Raw genomic sequence first — 16,795 nt, 5'->3', positions numbered from 1 at the left:
CCGGTGAGTTGACCATGAGGGGGATGCCGATCGCCAAGTATAGGAGAGGTATAGCGGACGGCCACCGCGTTGCCTTCGGGTAAATCCCCAGCACCGTCGTCGGCAGTCGGGTGCACCGACGTTACCCCGAGCGGTTGCCGCGCCTCACCCGGCAACGCCACCGAAAAATGTTTCACGTCCGCGCGCGGCACGATTCCCGCTTTCGCGACAGATCAACCGTCGTGCGGCAACCGTCAGTTAACCGTCAATTCCCGACAATCCCCGAGTCGACCTCGGATCTCGTCGTGTGGTGCGTTCGACCCTTGACGGCGTGTTCGCGTCGCGATCCCTCCACGACCGCCGCACCGCGCGGGTGGTCGCCATCCCGTCGCCCGATCCGGGCGGCCCGGCGCGGTGGGCGGTGGCTGCGGAATTCCGGAGCGGCCGCGGCGCGCGACCCCCCTCACCGAGCGGTTCAGGGGCGATCAGCGAGACTTGAGGGCATGAACGACGAGCCCGACGACCGGACCAGCTTCGCCGACCTCGGGTTGCGCCCCGAACTGCTCCGGGCGCTGTCCGGCCTCGGCTACGAGGAGCCCACCCCCATCCAACGTGAAGCCATCCCGCCGCTGAGCGCCGGCCGCGACCTGCTCGGCCAGGCCGCCACCGGCACCGGCAAGACGGCCGCGTTCGCGTTGCCCGTGCTGGAGCGCATGGCGGGCGGCGAACGCGACCGGCGCGCGCCGTTCGCGCTCGTGCTGGTGCCGACGCGGGAACTGGCGGTGCAGGTCTCCGAAGCGGTGCACCGGTACGGCCGGGAGCTGGGCGCGCGGGTGCTGCCGATCTACGGCGGCCAGCCCATCGGGCGGCAGCTGCGGGTGCTGGAGCAGGGCGTGGACGTCGTGGTGGCCACGCCGGGCCGCGCGGTCGACCACCTCAGCCGGGGCACGCTGAAGCTGGAGCACCTGGAAGTCGTCGTGCTCGACGAGGCCGACGAGATGCTCGACATGGGTTTCGCCGAGGACCTGGACACGATCCTGGCCGAGACGCCGTCGGAACGGCAGACCGTGCTGTTCTCCGCGACCATGCCGGGCCGCATCGACCGGCTCGCCCGCCAGCACCTGTCCGACCCGGTGCGCATCACCATCGGCCGCGAGCAGGCCGAGCCGGGCGAGGCGCCGAAGGTGCGGCAGAGCGCCTACGTCGTGCCGCGCGCGCACAAGCCCGCCGCGCTGGGCCGGGTGCTCGACGTCGAGGCGCCGACCGCGGCGATCGTGTTCTGCCGCACGCGCGACGAGGTCGACCAGCTCACCGAGACGCTGAACGGGCGCGGCTACCGCGCCGAGTCGCTGCACGGCGGCATCAGCCAGGAGCAGCGCGACCGCGTGATGGCACGGCTGCGCAACGGCACGGCCGACCTGCTGGTGGCCACCGACGTGGCGGCGCGCGGGCTGGACATCGAGCAGCTGACGCACGTCGTGAACTACAACGTGCCGTCCGCGCCGGAGTCCTACGTGCACCGCATCGGCCGGATCGGGCGGGCGGGCCGCGAGGGCGTGGCGATCACCCTGGCCGAGCCGCGCGAGCACGGCATGCTCAAGACCATCGAGCGCGTCACCAAGCAGCGCATCCACATGGAGAAGGTCCCGACGATCGCGGACCTGCGGGCGCGCAAGCTGGAGCTGACCCGCGCCGCGCTGCACGAGAGCCTGCTGGAGGACGACCTGGAGGGCTTCCGGGTCGTGGTGGAGACGCTGACCGACCAGTTCGACGTCATGGAGGTGGCGCTGGCGGCGGTCAAGCTCGCACACGAGGCCACCGGCGCGGCGGCGGACGAGGAGGAGATCCCGGAGTACGTGCCGAGGTCCGGGCCGTCCGGTGAGCGCCGTGGTCGCGAGGGTGGCGGCGAACGCCGTGAGCCGCGCAAGCCGCGCCGCCCGTCCGCGGGCATGACCAGGCTGTTCGTCGGCGCGGGCCGCAGCTCGGGCATCCGGCCGCAGGACCTGGTCGGCGCGATCGCGGGCGAGGCGCGGCTCAACGGCCGCGACATCGGCGCGATCGAGATCGCCGACCGGTTCTCGCTGGTCGAGGTGCCGGACGCGGCCGCGCAGCAGGTCATCGCGTCGTTGCGGGGCGCGACGATCAAGGGCCGCAAGGTCACCGTGCGGCGGGAGCGCGACGACCCGCGCTGACCATTCCCCGGGACGATCCCGGCAGTGATTTGTCAGTTCGTCCTACGAACTAGTATGGTTCGTGGGACGAACTACTGATCGCTGGGGAGAGTGCCGAGATGAGTCGTGTTGTCGTGGTCGTGGGTGGCGGGTACGGGGGCGCCGCGGTCGCCAAGGCGCTGGACGAGGACGCGGACGTGGTCCTGGTGGAGCCGAAGGACGCGTTCGTGCACGCCGCCGGGTCGCTGCGGGCGCTGGTGAAGCCCGACTGGGCGGGCAACATCTTCTTCCCGTACGACCGCCTGCTCACCCAGGGCCGGGTCGTCCGCGACCGGGCCGCGTCGGTCGACCCGGACGGCGTCACGCTGGCGTCCGGCGAGCGGATCGCCGCGGACTACGTCGTGCTGGCCACCGGTTCCGGCTACCCCTACCCGGCGAAGACGGACACCGATTCGTCCACCGAGGCGTTGGACCGGCTGCGGGCCACCCACAAGGAACTCGCCGACGCGCCGCGCGTGCTGATCGTCGGCGCCGGGCCCGTCGGCCTGGAGCTGTCGGGCGAGATCAAGGCGGTGTGGCCGGACAAGCAGGTGACCGTGGTCGACCCGGCCGAGCAGCTGGTGCCCGGGTTCCGGCCCGAGCTGCGCGAGGCGCTGCACCACCAGCTCGACGCGGTGGGCGTGGACGTGCGGCTGGGCACGGCGCTGACCGAGGAGCCGCCGACCGAGCCGGCGCGGGCCGGGACGTTCACCGTGGCGACGACCGACGGCGAGGTCACCGCCGACATCTGGTTCCGCTGCCACGGCGTGCGGGTGAACGGCGGCTACCTGGACGGCGCGCTGGCCGACGCGCGGACGCCGGAGGGCCGGGTCCGGGTGACCGGGACGCTCAACGTCGAGGGCCACCGCAACGTGTACGCGCTGGGCGACATCACCGACCTGGCCGAGGCGAAGATGGCCGGGTACGCGATGCAGCACGCCGAGGTGGTGGCGAAGAACATCGTCGCCCAGGTGCGCGGCGAGCAGCCCACCGCCACCTACCGCCCGTCCCCCGTGCCGTCGATCCTGCTGCCGCTCGGCCCGGAGCGCGGTGTGGGCCAGTTCCCGGGCCCGGACGGCACGACGCTCCTGTCGCCGGAGGCCGTCGCCCAGTACAAGGGCGCCGACCTGTTCACCGGGCGGTTCGTCGAGCTGTTCGGCGTCGACCCCGCGACTCGGTGACGCCGCCCGTCAACCCTGCTCGTCCAGCACCATGAACACCGGCGGCACCTCGTTGTCCCGCACCACGCGGGACAGGAGGTCCGCCAGGACCTCCCGCTCGGCGTCGGGCAGGCCCGAGGGCAGCCGCTCGATCCGGCGGCACGTCTCGGCGTAGAACTCGTCGGCGAGCCGGCTGCCCTCGGGCGTCAGCTCGACCCGGACCGCGCGGTTGTCCTGCGCGTCCGTCTCACGGCGGACCAGGCCGCGCCGCGCGGTCCGGTCGACCAGACCGCTCAGGCTCGACTTCGCCAGGCCGAGCACCCCGCCCAGCTCGCCCATGCCGTAGGACCGGGGCATCAGCACGCAGAGCAGCTGCCCTTGCTGCTGGGTCAGGCCGTACTCCCGCGCCGAGTCGGCGTACACGGCGTCCACCAGGAACGCGACGCGCACCAGCGCGGTGACGATGCCCATCTGCTCACCATCGGCCTTGGCCATGAGGCCACGATACTCGTTCGTAGCACGAACCATCCACCGGGAAGGACGTCACTCCGATGTCGACACGCCCACCGCTGTTCGGGGTCGGGATCAGCACCGCCGTCGATCGGGCCGCGGAGAGCCTCCGGCACGCCGTCGAAGCCGACCGCGCGGGCCTGGACCTGTTCAGCGCCTCCGACCACCCGTACTTCGCCGACCGGCTGGACGCCTACTCGCTGCTCGGGGTCGCCCTCGGCCGGACGACCGGCATCACCGGGCTGGTGAGCGTGACCAACCTGCCCAGCCGGCCCGCGCCGATGCTCGCCCGCGCGGTGACGTCGCTGTCCGCGTTGTCGGGAGGCCGGATCGTGCTCGGCATGGGCGCGGGAGGGCTGTGGGACGACATCGCCCGGTTGGGGGTGGAGCGGTTGACGCCCGGCGCCGCCATCCGCGCGTTCGAGGAGGCGATCACGCTCGTCCGCGCGTTGTCCGGCGGTGGCGAGCCGGTGACGTTCGAGGGCGAGTTCTACCGGGTGACCGCGCTGCGCCCGGCCGCGGCGCCCGCCGCTCCCGTGTGGACGGGCTCGGTGGGGCCGAAGTCGTTGGCGGTCACCGGGAAGCTCGCCGACGGGTGGATCCCCGGGCACGCGGCGGACTGGCTCAGCGAGCGGTACCGCACGTCCCGGCCCGTGATCGACGAGGCCGCGACGGCCGCCGGCCGGGATCCGCGCGACGTCGCCACGGTCTACAACCTGCCGGGCGCGATCACGGCGACGCCGCTCGCCGCGACCCGTGACGCGGACGGCCGGTGGGTCGGCGGCTCGGTCGGGCAGTGGGTCGAGGAGTTGACCGGCGCGGTGCTGGAGCACGACGCCGCCGGTGTCGTGTACTTCCCGGTGCGCGAGCCGTTGACCGACGTGGCGCTCGGGACGTGGGCGAACGAGATCGTGCCCGCGGTGCGCGAGGCCGTCAGGTGACGGGCTGCACGGGGTAGTCGACGGACGCGGGCAGGTCCACTCCGCGCCACGGCGCGCGCCGGGCCTCGACCTCGTCGCCCCAGTGGCGCACGCCGGTCCACCCGGGATCGCCGGTGGTGCAGAAGTCGACCCACGCCTGGAGCATCCGCCGGGACAGCGCGCGCTCGTCGTCGCCGGCCGGGCCGCCGATCAAGAAGTCGGCCCCGTCGAGGTTGCCGAACGAGAACGGCACGTCCGCGGTGTGCCAGGCGGGCGGCCGGGTGAACCGCGCCAGGAACGCCCGGCCGTGCGCCTCGGCCAGCCTGGTGGTGGGTTCGGCGAACACGAAGTCGCCCGCGAGCCGCACGTGGGCGTCCTCGAAGTGCTCGTACGCGGCCACGACGTGCTCCGGGATGCCCCAGGCGCGGCCGAACGCCCGCAGGTCCGCCGGCGGCCGGAACGTGCCCACGGCGTCGAACAGCGCGTACTCGACGTCCGCGTGGCACAGCAGCGCGTCGACCTCCAGGGCGGGCAGCGCGTCGGCGACGGGTCCGAACAGCACCGGGTCGTAGCTCAACGGCCCGGTGCGCTGCGCGGCGGCGAGAGCGTCGGCCGACGCGACCGTCGACTCCGGCGTGCCGGCGTCGATCCACTCCGCGACCCGGCGCGCGAACGCCACCGGGTAGACGCGGTTCGGCACGCTGTGCGCGATGACCCGCCGCACCGGCTCCCACGACGCCAGGAACAACGCCGACCCGGCTCCCGCCGACTGCCCGCCGACGGTGATGTTGCCGGGATCGCCGCCGAACACCGCGACGTGCTCCCGCACCCACCGCAGCGCGGCCCGCTGGTCGAGCAGCCCGCGGTTGGCCGGCCGACCGTCCACGTGCCCGAAGCCCTCGAACCCGAGCCGGTAGTTGCACGTCACCACGACCAGCCCGGCCCGGGCCAGCGCGGCGCCGTCGTAGTCGGGCTGGGCGGACGAGCCGAACGTGTAGGCGCCGCCGTGCACGTAGAACAGCACCGGCCACGGTCCGTCCGAAGTGGACGGCGCCCAGACGTTGAGGGTCAGCACGTCCTCGTCGCCCGGCCGCCACACCGGCGCACCGGGCAGCCGCGCGGACTGCGGCGCGATCGGCCCGAACTCCCGGCAGTCGCCCGCGAAGTCCGCCGGGACGGGCGCGGCGAACCGGCGCGGCCCGAACGGCGGCTCCGCGTACCGGATGCCGAGGAAGGCGTCCACTTCGGCGTCGACCGCCCGGCCGCGGAACTGTCCACGTCGTGTCATCAGCGCCTACTCTGCCATGATGGGTGATCCGCTGAACGCTAGAGAGGACGCCGCCGAGGCGTTGGGGATGGTGGCGCGGGCCGCCGGGACGTACCTCGACGCGCTGCCGCACCTGCCGGTGCGCGACGCGACGCACGCCCACCTGATCAAGGACCTGGACGGGCCGCTGCCGGACGGCGGTGACGGCACCATCGCCGCCGTCGCGGACCTGCTGCGGATCGGCACGCGGGCCGCCACGCACTCGTCCGGGCCCCGGTTCTTCCACTTCGTGGTCGGCGGCGCGACGCCCGCGGCGCAGGCGGCGGACTGGGTCACGTCGCTGCTGGACCAGGCCGGTGGCCTGTACCCGGCCTCGCCGCTCGCCGCGCACGCCGAGACGGTGGTGCTGCGGTGGTTGAAGGAGCTGCTCGGGCTGCCCGCGTCGCACGGCGGTGTGCTCACGCCGAGCGCGACGTTCGCGAACCTGACCGGGCTGGCGTGCGCGCGGCACTGGTGGGCGGAGCGGCACGGGGTGGACGTGACCGTCGACGGCCTGGCGGGGTTGCCGCGGATGCCGGTGTTCTCCAGCGGGTACGTGCACCCGAGCAGCCGGAAGGCGCTGCAGGTGCTGGGGCTGGGCCGGGACACCGTGCGGACGCTGACCCGTGACGACGCGGGCCGGCTCGACGTGGCCGCCCTGGACCGCGAGCTGGCGTCGTCGGGGCCGGCCGTGCTGATCGGCAACGCGGGTGAGGTCAACGGCGGCGACTTCGACCCGTTGGACGAGCTGGCGGACCTGGCCGAGCGGCACGAGGCGTGGCTGCACGTCGACGGGGCGTTCGGCCTGTTCGCCGCGGTGTCGCCGCGCACGGCCGGGTTGGTGCGCGGGGTGGAGCGGGCCGACTCGGTGGCCGCGGACGGCCACAAGTGGCTCAACGTGCCGTACGAGAGCGGCATGGCGTTCGTGCGGGACCGGACCCTGCTCGGGCGCGCGTTCGGCAGCTGGAACAGCGCGTACCTGCCGGAGCCGGACGACGAGTTCGTCAACTACAACAACCTGGGCCCGGAGTCGTCCCGCCGCGCCCGCGCGTTCCCGATCTGGGCGACCCTGCGCGCCTACGGCCGCGACGGCCACCGGGCCATGGTCGAACGCCACCAGGACCTGGCCCTGCGCCTCGGTCGCCGCATCGGGGAAGCCCCGGACCTCGAACTGCTGGCCCCGATCACCCTCTTCATCGTCTGCTTCCGCTACCGCCCGCCGGGCGTGCCCGAGGAGGACCTCGACGCCCTCAACCGCCGGCTGGGCGAGGAGCTGATCGAAGACGGCCGGGTGTACGCGGGCACCACGGTGTACCGGGGCATGGTGGCGCTGCGGCCGGCGATCGTGAACTGGCGCACCACGGAGGAGGACGTCGACCTGCTGGCCTCCGTGGTCCGCGAAATCGGCGCCCGCCTGCGGTGACGGGCGGTCGCGATTCACTTGCACCGCATCTTGGCCATCATCGACCGCCGCGCCCGGAACCTGCTGTGTTCCTCGCACGCCCATCGCGTCGTCGGGCAAGTCTTCCACGAGCGCGCGGAGCGGGCAGCCGGTGCCGACGGCGCCGCGGGAACGGGTCGGTCGTAGCATCGACGGCGTGCGGAACGCGATCACCGATGTGCCGGGCGTGCTGGTCGGGCACGCCACGCGGATCGGGGACGGCGCGTTGACCGGCGTCACGGCGGTGCTGTTCCCGCCCGGCTCGCTGTCCACTGTGGACGTCCGGGGTGGTGCGCCGGCGACCCGGGACACCGCGGCGCTCGACCCCCGCCACGGCGGCCGGGAAGTGCCTGGCGTCGTGCTCACGGGCGGCAGCGCGTACGGGCTCGCGGCGGCGGACGGGGCGGCGCGCGAGCTGGGGTCGTTCGTGCCCGCCGCCGCGTTGTTCGACCTCGGTCGGGGCGGGGACTTCCACGCCCGGCCCGGCCAAGACGAGGGCGCCGAGGCCGTGCGGAACGCGGGCGTCGAGGTGGCCCAGGGCAACGTCGGCGCGGGCACGGGCGCGCTCAACGCCACGCTGAAAGGCGGCCTGGGCACGGCGAGCGTCGCGCTGCCCAGCGGCGTGGTCGTCGGCGCGGTCGCCGTCCTCAACGCGGTCGGCCCGTCCGTCGACGTCGGCACCGGCCTACCGTTCGCCACGCGCCTCGGCCTGCCCGACGAGTTCCCCGCCTATCAGGGCGACGACCTCGACGCGGCCCGGACCACCGGCCACGCCCAGCCGTTCAACACCGTGATCGGCGCGATCGCCACGAACGCCCGCCTGCCGCACCTGTTCGCCCTGGCCAACGCCGCCCAGGACGGTCTCGCGACGGCCGTCCGCCCGGCTCACGGCCTGACCGACGGCGACACCGTGTTCGCCACCTCGACCGGCACCCACGACGCGGACACCGACGCCGTGCTCGCCGCCGCACGCGCGGTGTTCGCCCGGGCGCTGGTCCACGGCCTGTTCCGGGCGGAGTCCGTCACCACGCCCTGGGGCCACCTCGCGGCCTACCGCGAGCTCTACCCACGCACCGCAGCCACGTACCGGGGGAACTGACCATGCACGCGATGCACTACGAGATCACCCTGCCCGCCGACTACGACATGGACGTCATCCGCACCCGCGTCGCCACCAGGGGCTCCGCGCTGGACGCCTTCCCCGGCCTGGGCCTCAAGGCCTACTGCGTGCGGGAACGCGGTGTGGACGGCTCGCCGGTCAACCAGTACGCCCCGTTCTACCTGTGGCGCACCGCCGAGGGCATGAACAGCTTCCTGTGGGGTCCGGGTTTCCGGGGTCTGAGCGCCGACTTCGGCCGCCCGACCGTGCAGCACTGGGCGGGCCTCGCCTTCGAACGGGGAGCCGCCGACGTGCCCACCGCGGCGACCAAGCGCACGTGGCGGCTGCCCGCGGACGCCGACCCGGCCGAGGCCGTCGACCAGGCGCTCGACGACCTCAAGCGGCTCAAGGACGACCCCGCGCTGCACTCGACCGCGTTGGCGATCGACCCGAGGAACTGGGAGCTCGTGCACTTCAGCCTGTGGAGCACGGCGCCCGACGTCGAGGTCCGCTTCCAGGTGCTGCACCTGTCGCGGCCCGAGCTGGACGACCTCAGCGCGGGCCGACACTGGTAGGCCGCGACCGGCCCGTCCCGGGGTTGCGGGCGCGGTCGCCGTACGGCACGGACACGTAGCCGACCAGGTCGAACACGCCTCCGCTGGTGCGGTCCAGCTCGCGCGCGAACGCGACGATGCCGGTGTCGGCGCGGTCCATCAGCCACGCCAGCAGCACGACCACCACGTCCGCGAGCAGACCGACCTGGAACGGCATGTCCTCCCGGTTGCCCGCGGTCACCGCGCTGGCGAAGTCGGTCATGCCGCGTTCGGTCAGCTCCAGCGGCCCGGTCTCGATCGCCCGCTTCATCGAGTCGACCACCAGCGGCACGACCGACGCCCACACCTCGCGCGGCGCGACCTCGCAGATCAGGCCGCCGCTGAGGGCCGCGGTCCACAGCGCCTCCGGGTCGCCCGCCCGGACCGCGCCGACGGCCAGGTGCGGCAGCAGTTCCGCGCCGCGCTCCCACGCGCCGGTCGCGACCAGCTTCTCCACCGCGTGCCGGTAGTGCCCCAACGCCTGGCCGTGCTCGCCGCGCGCGGTCAGCACGCCGCCCAGGTCGTCGTGGAACGACGCCACCTCGGCCGCCGCGCCCACCTGCTCGGCCCGGGCCAGGCCGACGGCGGCGTAGTGCTGCGCGGTCTCCAGGTCGCCCCGGTCGCGGTGGCACGCGCCGAGCCGGCGCAACGCGGCCAGCTCCCGCCGGTCGTCGCCGAGGTCGCGGAACAGCTCCACGGCACGCGACCCGGCCTCGATCGCCTCGACGAGGTCGCCGCGGTCACGGCGCCGGTCGCACTCGGCGAGCGCGAACTCGGCCTGCCGGGCGCGGTCGCCCAGCTCCTCGGCCAGGTCGTGGCCCTCGACGGCGTACCGGAGGGCGGTCTCGGGGTCGGCGTCGCCGAGCCCGTCGAGCACCGTGATCGACTCCAACTGCCCCGGTCTGTCGTCCCGCACCCGCTGCTCCTCGTACGCCAGCCGGGCAGCCTGTCCGGCTTCGTCGGTTCTGCCTTCGCGCATCAGCAGCCTCGCCATCCGCAGCAGGACGTCCGCTCGGTCGCGGCACGCGTCGCCCAAGCCCACACACCGTTCGAAGTCCGCGAGCGCGGCCCCGTATTCCCCGCGCCGCTCGAAGCGGTCGCCGGTCAGCTCGAACCTGGTCGCCCACAGGGCTTCGAGCTCGTCCTCGGGGAGGTCCAGCCCGGACAGCAGGCCGTCGACCCGCTCGACGAGGACGGCGGCCCGCTCGTCGTCGTCCTCCAGTCCCAGCTCGGCCAGCAGCACCTCGGCGTAGGCCGGGGTCTCGGCCGCCTCACCGGCGCCGGCGACCTCGCGCAGCGCGGAGATCTCCCGGTGCAGCACGGGCGCCAGCGGGCCGGTGCGGTCGCGGGCGGCGGCGGCCAGCAGCTCGCAGCCCGTCAACGCGGCCTCGGCGTCGGTGGTGGACCGGTCGCGCCACTCGTCCAGCCGGCCGTTGACCGTGCCGACGTACAGGTAGGACCGCTCGATGCCGCCCGGCGTGCCGGTGTTGACGATGGCCCGCGCGGCGGGCGTCTCCTCGGCGGTGAGCCGCCGCACGACGGTGCGGGCGAACCCGGCGGCCAGGTTCGGCGGGATGGTCCACAGGGTGCCGATGTAGCCGCGGGCGCCGGCGCGGACGAACTCGCGGCCCAGCCGCGTCCACGACCGGCACGAGTTGTTGAACACGATGGGCCGGTGCCGCAGCGTCACCGGGATGTCGTCGTCCGGCAGCGCGTGCCCGCCGAGCACGATGGCGTCGTCGGCGTCGTGGCAGTTGAAGAACACCAGCTCGACCGGCAGGTCCACGACCAGACCGCGCAGCACGTCCGGCGAGGAGTCCTGCTCGGACAGCACGATCGGATGGGTGTGGTGCCTGAGCTGTCCCACGGACGTCTCGGGCGCCGCGGTCCGGTTCCCGTCTCCGCCGAGCGTGAACGCGCCCGAGTCGAACACCAGGCTGAACGCGCCGGGCTCGCGCGCCACGCCCGCCCGGTGCAGCTCGGTGAGCACGACCAGCGCCGGGTCGGCGACCACGTGCCCGATCGGCTTGCGCGCCCAGTTCACGTCCTCGGTGTGCACGAACGAGTAGGGCAGGCCGGTGGTGAACGCGGTGAGCGCGCGGTCGCCCACCTCCGCGATCACCTCGGCGGGCACCTGCGCGGTGACCACGGCCTCGACCGCCGCGTACGGGTCGTGCCCGCCGCTGGACAGGTACCGCCACAGCGCCTCGACGAACCCGATGCCCTTGACCGCGTCGCCGATCGCGCCGGCCGCCGCGGTGACGCGCTCCTGCTCCTCGGCCACCACCGCGCACACCGCGGCCAGGTCGGGTTTCGGCGTGATCACCAGCCGTGCGCCGCGGTGGTGCGCGTACACGGCGGCCATCAGGTCGTCCACCTCGCCGGTTCCTTCGACCAGCACGGCTTCGTCGCCGTCGGCCGGGTTGTGCTCGGCGAACGGCACGGGCGGCGCGTCGTCGTCCACGCGCAGCGCCGCGCCCGTGCGGAGGGCGGTGAACAGTGCGGCGACGAAATCGGCGTCCGGCGCCACGTCGAGCGTGCGGTCGGGCTCGCCGCCGCCGCGCAGCAGCTCCCAGGCCTTGGTGGCCAACGCCGCGAGGTCTGCGGCCCGGGGCTGGTCGTCGCACGGCAGGTGCAGGCGTTCGGGCAGGTCGCCGAACAGCTCCTCGTCCGGTTCCGGCTCGGCGAGGAACACCGCGCGGCGCACGCCCGTCGTGTCGAGCAGGTGGGCCACCAGCCGGTCGTGCCGGTGCGACGACGCGTCCCCGGGTCTCAGCGCGACGACGGGCGTGACGCGGTCCGCGGGCAGGCACGACACCACGACCGCGGCCTCGCGCAGCTGGTCGGGGCGGCACACCACGACCGTGTCGCCGACCTCGAACACCGGCTCGCTGATCACCGTGACGTCCAGGGCGGACTCGCCCGCGGGCAACCGCACGCGCACCCCGCCGTCCACGACCTCGCACGGCGCCGAGCCGGACACCCGCAGCGCCACGGAGTCCGGCAGGGCGAACGACACCCCGTCGGCGGTCACGGTGGCCGGCGCGTCCACGGCGAGCTGCCAGCGCGCGGGCACGGGCAGGTCGAACCGCTGCCGCAGCACCGCGCGCACGTGCCCGTCCCGGGTCTCCTCGACCAGCAGGTCGCGGGCGCCCGCCTCGGCGGTCAGCTCCTCGCCGGCGTCGACGGGCGGTTTGCGGTGCACGTCGAGCAGGACGGCACGCAGCAGCCCCGCTTCGAAGCGGAAGCGGATGCCGTGCGGGGCACCGAGGTCCACTGGCTCACGACCCTTGCAAGCGAGGAAGTCCACCGTGTCGGAGGTGGCGGGCAGAAACTACGCCACCGGAGGCCCGACCTGTAGCAGATCCGCCGGGTAGTCGCGGTTGTTACACCCCGGGACGTTCGGACCGGGCCGCCGGCGTCCACCGGGCCCGGCGGTGCCTGCCCGCCGCCTGCACCTGGTCGCGGCCGAGCCGCTTCGCCTCGTACAGCGCCGCGTCCGCCGCCGCGAGCAGCCCGGACACCGTGTCCTCGGCGACCTCCGGCCACACCGCGATGCCGATGCTGACCGTGAGACCGGCCACCACGCCGCCGTTGCCGTCGTCGACGAGCACCCGGTGGACCTCCGACCGCACCCGCTCGGCGACCGCCATCGCTTCCTCGTGGTCCACGCCCGGCAGCAGCACGGCGAACTCCTCGCCGCCGAAGCGGCCCACCGCGTCACCGCGCCGCACCGCGCTCTCCAGCGCCGCCGCGATGCGCCGCAGCACGAGGTCGCCGGTCTGGTGGCCGTGCGTGTCGTTGATGTCCTTGAAGTGGTCGACGTCGATCATGAACAGGCCGACGCGCGCGCCGGGCGGCTGCTGGCGGGTGCGCTGCAGCTCCAGCGTCGCCTGCAGGTGCCACGCCTCGGCGTTGAGCAGGCCGGTCTTGGTGTCGGTGCGGGCGGCCAGCTCCAGCTGGTGGATGAGCACGGTGCGGTGCAGGGCGACGGCCGCGACGACCATCGGCAGCGCGAGCCCGGGCCACCAGGCCACGGCGAGCGCGACGAAGCCGCCCAGCGCGAGCTGGCCCGCTTCGAGCAGGTTGTCCGCGCCGCTGCCGAGGGCGTCCTTCACCGAGCGTGGCCGGACGGTCAGCAGGATCACCGCGGCCACCAGGACCGTGTTGACCAGCCACTGGGCGGCGCCCGCGCCGACCAGGCCGACGAGGTCGAGCGCGCCGCCCGGCTGCCCGGCGAGCAGGTGGTCGCGCAGGCCGGTGAGGCCCGCCACGGTGCTCGCGGCGAGCGTGGCCAACACCATCATCGACGTGGTGAACACGTTGCGGTGCGGCGGGCGTGAGGCGTCCCAGCGGCCGACGACCCACCAGCGGTGCGCGTACATCAGCACGACTAGCGCGACGGCGAGCGCGGGCGGCAGCACGAGGGCGCCGGCCAGGATCCAGATGCTGCACAGGTCGACGTGCGGCAGGTGGCTGTGGTCGCGGCGGATGCGCTCGATCCAGCGCGAGCAGTGCAGGTGCAGCGCGGCGCAGCCGGCCAGGACGGCGAACGTGGTCCACGAGTCGGCGGGCACCGGCCACGCGGTGGTCGCGGCGATCGCGAGAACGGCGAGCAGATCCACCGACAGCACGTACACCAGGGCCCGTCCGGGCAGGGACCATAGTGACCAGCGTCGATCGCCCGGCGACGTCGAACGCGCTCTGCCCATGGTTCCTCACGACTGTCTACCCCGGACCGTCATGGCGTCCGGACGGAGGGTCACAGTAATGGTGACCTGTGTCGCTGTCAGCCGCTACCGGGGTGACGCAAACCACTGGAGGTGACTGCGTTGCGCGACAAGATCTGGTGAAACCGCTGGTCGGAAGCCGTGTCGAGACGAGAGCGAGGTGTGGTTGTGCGCGACAAGATCTGGTGAATCCCTGATGCGGGTGTTCCTGCCGAGAACAACGTCGAGGGGAGGTGCGCCGCCATGCGCGACAAGATCTGGTGAAGACGTGTTCCCACGACCGTGAACGACACCACCCGAGGCCACGCGCGGGCCGCGGCGAGCACTCCGGCTCCCGCGGCCGGCGCGCTCAGCCGACGCGTGCGCGGACCAGCCACAGGCACGCCGTCGCGGCGCCGAGACCGCTGAGCACGAGCGTCGCCCGCAGGCCCACGGCGTCGCCCAGCAGACCGCCCACCAGCGCGCCCGCGGGCGCGGTGCCCCAGACCGCCGTGCGGATCGTCGCGTTGACGCGGCCGTGCAGGGCGGCGGGCGTCGCCTCGTACCGCACCGGCACCTGGTGCACGTTGTAGACCTGGAGCGCGAACCACATCACCGCCACCGCGCCGATCACCAGCTGGTCCACCGCGACCAACGCCTGCCCCGCGCCGGTGGCCAGGATCGCGGCGGTCATCGTCCGCCGCCGGCCCCACCGCTCGCCCAACCGGGCCGCGACGAGTGCGCCGAACAGCCCGCCGACGGCTCCGACGGACAGCGTCAACCCGACGCGTGCGGCGGACAGCCCCAACGCCGACACCAGGTGCAGCAGCACCACGACGGTGAAGGCGTTGAACCAGAACACGTGCGTCGCGGTGCACAACGTGACCCGCCGCAACCCCTGGTGACCGAAGACGGCCCGCACACCGGCCCACATCCCGGCGCCCGCCTGCGGCCGTTCGACCACCCGCACCCACAGCAACGTCACCGCCGCGACCAGGAAGCTGGCCGCGTCGGCCACCAGCGCGCCCGCCGCCGTGATCGCGCCGACCAGCCACCCGCCCAACGCGGGCCCGGCGACCTGCGCCGTCGCCTGCCCCACCTCCACCACGCCCTGGGCGCGCGTCAACTGCCCGGCGGGCACCACCATCGGCACCAACGCCAACCCGGCGATGTCACCGAACACCGCGAACGTCCCCGCCACCGCCGCCACCACGGCCAACAACCCCACCGACAACAACCCGAGCCCCGCCGCGACCGGCACGACACCCAGTGCCACCGCCTGCCCGACCGCGCACACCCCGGCCACCACCCGCCGCGGCAACCGGTCGACCCACACCCCCGCCGGCAGGCCGAACACCAAGTACGGCAACCGCCCGCACGCGGTCACCACCCCGATCTCCCACGCACCCGCCCCCAACTCCCACGCCGCCACCAACGGCACCGCGACCACCGTCACCTGCGACCCGACGAGGGAAACGGCCTGCCCCACCCACAACAACAGGAACGACCGGTTCCGCCACAGCACCCGAGCCCCACCCCCACTTCCGCGCGTGTCCTACCTTCAGAACGCGCGTGTCCTACGTTCAGAACACCCGAGTTCAACGCTCAGGTCGGCCGACCCCGGTGAACGTCAGGCCACCGCGGCCGGTGCCACGCGGGACCACGCGGACGTCACGGTGAGCGCCAGGACGGTGCCGGCGATGCCCGCCACGGCGATCGCGGTGGTCGCCGAGCCCGTCGCGGACGCCAGCAGGCCGCCCGCGGCCACGCCGATGCCCTGCGCGGCGACCAGGCCGCTGCGGGCGAAGCCCAACGCCTGCCCGCGCTGCTCGTTCGGCACGAGGCGGACGAACGTCGCGCCCGCCGTCACCTGGTACGCGCTGAACACGCCGCTCAACGCCAGCAACGCCACCGCGCCGACGAGATTCGGCGCGAACAGGTACCCGACCAGCGGCACCGCGGTCGCCACCGCGAGCAGCCCCAGCAGCCGCACACGCGTCGACGCGGGCAGGAAGCGCAGCAGCACCGTCCCCAGCACCATCCCGGCCGGGTCTGCGGCCAGCAGCAGGCCGACACCCGCCGCGCCCGCGCCGACCTCCGCCGAGAACGGCGCGGCCAGCCCCTCGGGCACCACGGTGAACAGCGCCAGCCACCCCAGGCCGACCAGCAGCCGCAACCGCCGGTCGCGCCACACCAGTGCGGCGCCCGCCCGGATCCGCACGCGCGCGGCGGGCACGAACGCCGGCGCCGGGCGGTGCCGCAGGCCGAACCGCAGCAGCAACGCCGACAACGCGAACGTCACCCCGTCGGCGAGCAGCGCACCGGACGTGCCCAGCCACGCCACCACCAGCCCGCCACCGACGAACCCCAGCAGCAGCCCCGCCTGGTGGGTGATCAGGTGCACGGACTGCCCGGCCTCGTACTTCTCGCCCAGCACGGACGGCAGCAGCGCGCCCTGCGCGGCGGCGAACGGCGGCTCGGCCAGCTGCGACAGCACCAGCAGCGCCGCCACCACCGGCAGCGGCACGCCCGGCACCGCCATCACGGCCAGCAGCACGGCCCGCACCGCGTCGGCGACCACCATCACGGTCCGCCGCGGGTACCGGTCGGCGAGACCCGTCAGCAGCACCCCCGACACCAGCGCGGGCAGCATCGTCAACGCGTAGGTCAACGCCGTCCACGCCGCGGACCCGGTGCGCTGGAACACCAGCACCGACAACGCCACCCGGGCCAACTGGTCGCCGACGGTCGACAGCACCGCGGCCGACCACAACACCCGGAACTCCGGCACCGCGAACACCGCGCGGAACCCCGTGCCCCCGACCAACTGCTCCCCCGATCCCGCTGCGACCGATGAGTTTCCCGGGC

The 16,795-nt window shown here is 74.0% G+C and carries 12 protein-coding genes; 6 read left to right on the top strand and 6 right to left on the bottom strand.

Annotated elements, in window-relative coordinates; genetic code table 11:
* Positions 1–482: 482 nt before the first annotated feature.
* Positions 483–2,171, top strand: coding sequence for a DEAD/DEAH box helicase (locus ADK67_RS13075; protein WP_053716679.1), 1,689 nt, complete (start codon positions 483–485; stop codon positions 2,169–2,171).
* A 98-nt stretch (positions 2,172–2,269) separates the two neighbouring features.
* Positions 2,270–3,370 (top strand): NAD(P)/FAD-dependent oxidoreductase, encoded by a 1,101-nt coding sequence (locus tag ADK67_RS13070; protein ID WP_053716678.1) that lies wholly within the window; start codon positions 2,270–2,272, stop codon positions 3,368–3,370.
* A gap of 9 nt (positions 3,371–3,379) precedes the next feature.
* Here the strand turns inward: ADK67_RS13070 and ADK67_RS13065 are convergent, their stop codons facing one another.
* A complete protein-coding gene (locus tag ADK67_RS13065) occupies positions 3,380–3,844 on the bottom strand; it encodes a MarR family winged helix-turn-helix transcriptional regulator (protein ID WP_197289422.1) in 465 nt (154 codons plus the stop codon).
* A 56-nt stretch (positions 3,845–3,900) separates the two neighbouring features.
* On the opposite strand from ADK67_RS13065, the gene ADK67_RS13060 reads away from it, so the two are divergent.
* A complete protein-coding gene (locus ADK67_RS13060; RefSeq protein WP_053716677.1) occupies positions 3,901–4,800 on the top strand; it encodes an LLM class flavin-dependent oxidoreductase in 900 nt (299 codons plus the stop codon).
* On the opposite strand, the gene ADK67_RS13055 is transcribed toward ADK67_RS13060, so the two are convergent.
* A complete protein-coding gene (locus tag ADK67_RS13055) occupies positions 4,793–6,067 on the bottom strand; it encodes a carboxylesterase family protein (protein WP_082403433.1) in 1,275 nt (424 codons plus the stop codon). The genes ADK67_RS13060 and ADK67_RS13055 overlap by 8 nt on opposite strands.
* Positions 6,068–6,086: 19 nt before the next feature.
* Between ADK67_RS13055 and ADK67_RS13050 the strand changes: the two genes are divergently transcribed.
* The 3 genes from ADK67_RS13050 (at position 6,087) to ADK67_RS13040 (ending at position 9,200) form a co-directional block, all read left to right on the top strand.
* Complete coding sequence (locus ADK67_RS13050) at positions 6,087–7,508, top strand: pyridoxal phosphate-dependent decarboxylase family protein (RefSeq protein WP_053716675.1); 1,422 nt, start codon at positions 6,087–6,089, stop codon at positions 7,506–7,508.
* Between the two features lie 175 nt (positions 7,509–7,683).
* Positions 7,684–8,625 carry a P1 family peptidase gene (locus ADK67_RS13045; RefSeq protein ID WP_053716747.1) on the top strand — a complete coding sequence of 314 codons (942 nt, stop codon included), beginning with the start codon at positions 7,684–7,686 and terminating at the stop codon, positions 8,623–8,625.
* A gap of 11 nt (positions 8,626–8,636) precedes the next feature.
* Positions 8,637–9,200: a DUF4865 family protein gene (locus ADK67_RS13040; protein WP_231648158.1), complete on the top strand. Its 564-nt coding sequence runs from the start codon at positions 8,637–8,639 to the stop codon at positions 9,198–9,200.
* On the opposite strand, the gene ADK67_RS13035 is transcribed toward ADK67_RS13040, so the two are convergent.
* The 4 genes from ADK67_RS13035 to ADK67_RS13020 form a co-directional block, all read right to left on the bottom strand.
* Complete coding sequence (locus tag ADK67_RS13035) at positions 9,178–12,495, bottom strand: tetratricopeptide repeat protein (RefSeq protein WP_053716673.1); 3,318 nt, start codon at positions 12,493–12,495, stop codon at positions 9,178–9,180. The two genes, ADK67_RS13040 and ADK67_RS13035, sit on opposite strands and share 23 nt — an antisense overlap.
* 109 nt (positions 12,496–12,604) lie before the next feature.
* On the bottom strand, positions 12,605–13,930 hold the full coding sequence (locus ADK67_RS13030; protein ID WP_082403432.1) for a GGDEF domain-containing protein: 1,326 nt from the start codon (positions 13,928–13,930) through the stop codon (positions 12,605–12,607).
* A gap of 367 nt (positions 13,931–14,297) precedes the next feature.
* The gene (locus tag ADK67_RS13025) at positions 14,298–15,452 is read right to left on the bottom strand and encodes an MFS transporter (RefSeq protein WP_053716672.1); all 1,155 of its coding nucleotides are present in this window, start codon (positions 15,450–15,452) and stop codon (positions 14,298–14,300) included.
* A 105-nt stretch (positions 15,453–15,557) separates the two neighbouring features.
* Positions 15,558–16,754 (bottom strand): MFS transporter, encoded by a 1,197-nt coding sequence (locus ADK67_RS13020; RefSeq protein WP_157620242.1) that lies wholly within the window; start codon positions 16,752–16,754, stop codon positions 15,558–15,560.
* Positions 16,755–16,795 lie beyond the last annotated feature (41 nt).

Source organism: Saccharothrix sp. NRRL B-16348 (assembly GCF_001280085.1).
Lineage (GTDB): Bacteria > Actinomycetota > Actinomycetes > Mycobacteriales > Pseudonocardiaceae > Actinosynnema.
This window is presented reverse-complemented; position numbering and strand designations above follow the sequence as displayed.

Bases quoted from the DNA above. Each gene is read 5' to 3' on its own strand.
- ADK67_RS13070 (WP_053716678.1), top strand. From the start codon at position 2,270: ATGAGTCGTGTTGTCGTGGTCGTGGGTGGCGGGTACGGGGGCGCCGCG.
- ADK67_RS13065 (WP_197289422.1), bottom strand. From the start codon at position 3,844: ATGGCCAAGGCCGATGGTGAGCAGATGGGCATCGTCACCGCGCTGGTG.
- ADK67_RS13040 (WP_231648158.1), top strand. From the start codon at position 8,637: ATGCACTACGAGATCACCCTGCCCGCCGACTACGACATGGACGTCATC.
- ADK67_RS13050 (WP_053716675.1), top strand. From the start codon at position 6,087: ATGGGTGATCCGCTGAACGCTAGAGAGGACGCCGCCGAGGCGTTGGGG.
- ADK67_RS13030 (WP_082403432.1), bottom strand. From the start codon at position 13,930: ATGGGCAGAGCGCGTTCGACGTCGCCGGGCGATCGACGCTGGTCACTA.
- ADK67_RS13060 (WP_053716677.1), top strand. From the start codon at position 3,901: ATGTCGACACGCCCACCGCTGTTCGGGGTCGGGATCAGCACCGCCGTC.
- ADK67_RS13055 (WP_082403433.1), bottom strand. From the start codon at position 6,067: ATGACACGACGTGGACAGTTCCGCGGCCGGGCGGTCGACGCCGAAGTG.
- ADK67_RS13075 (WP_053716679.1), top strand. From the start codon at position 483: ATGAACGACGAGCCCGACGACCGGACCAGCTTCGCCGACCTCGGGTTG.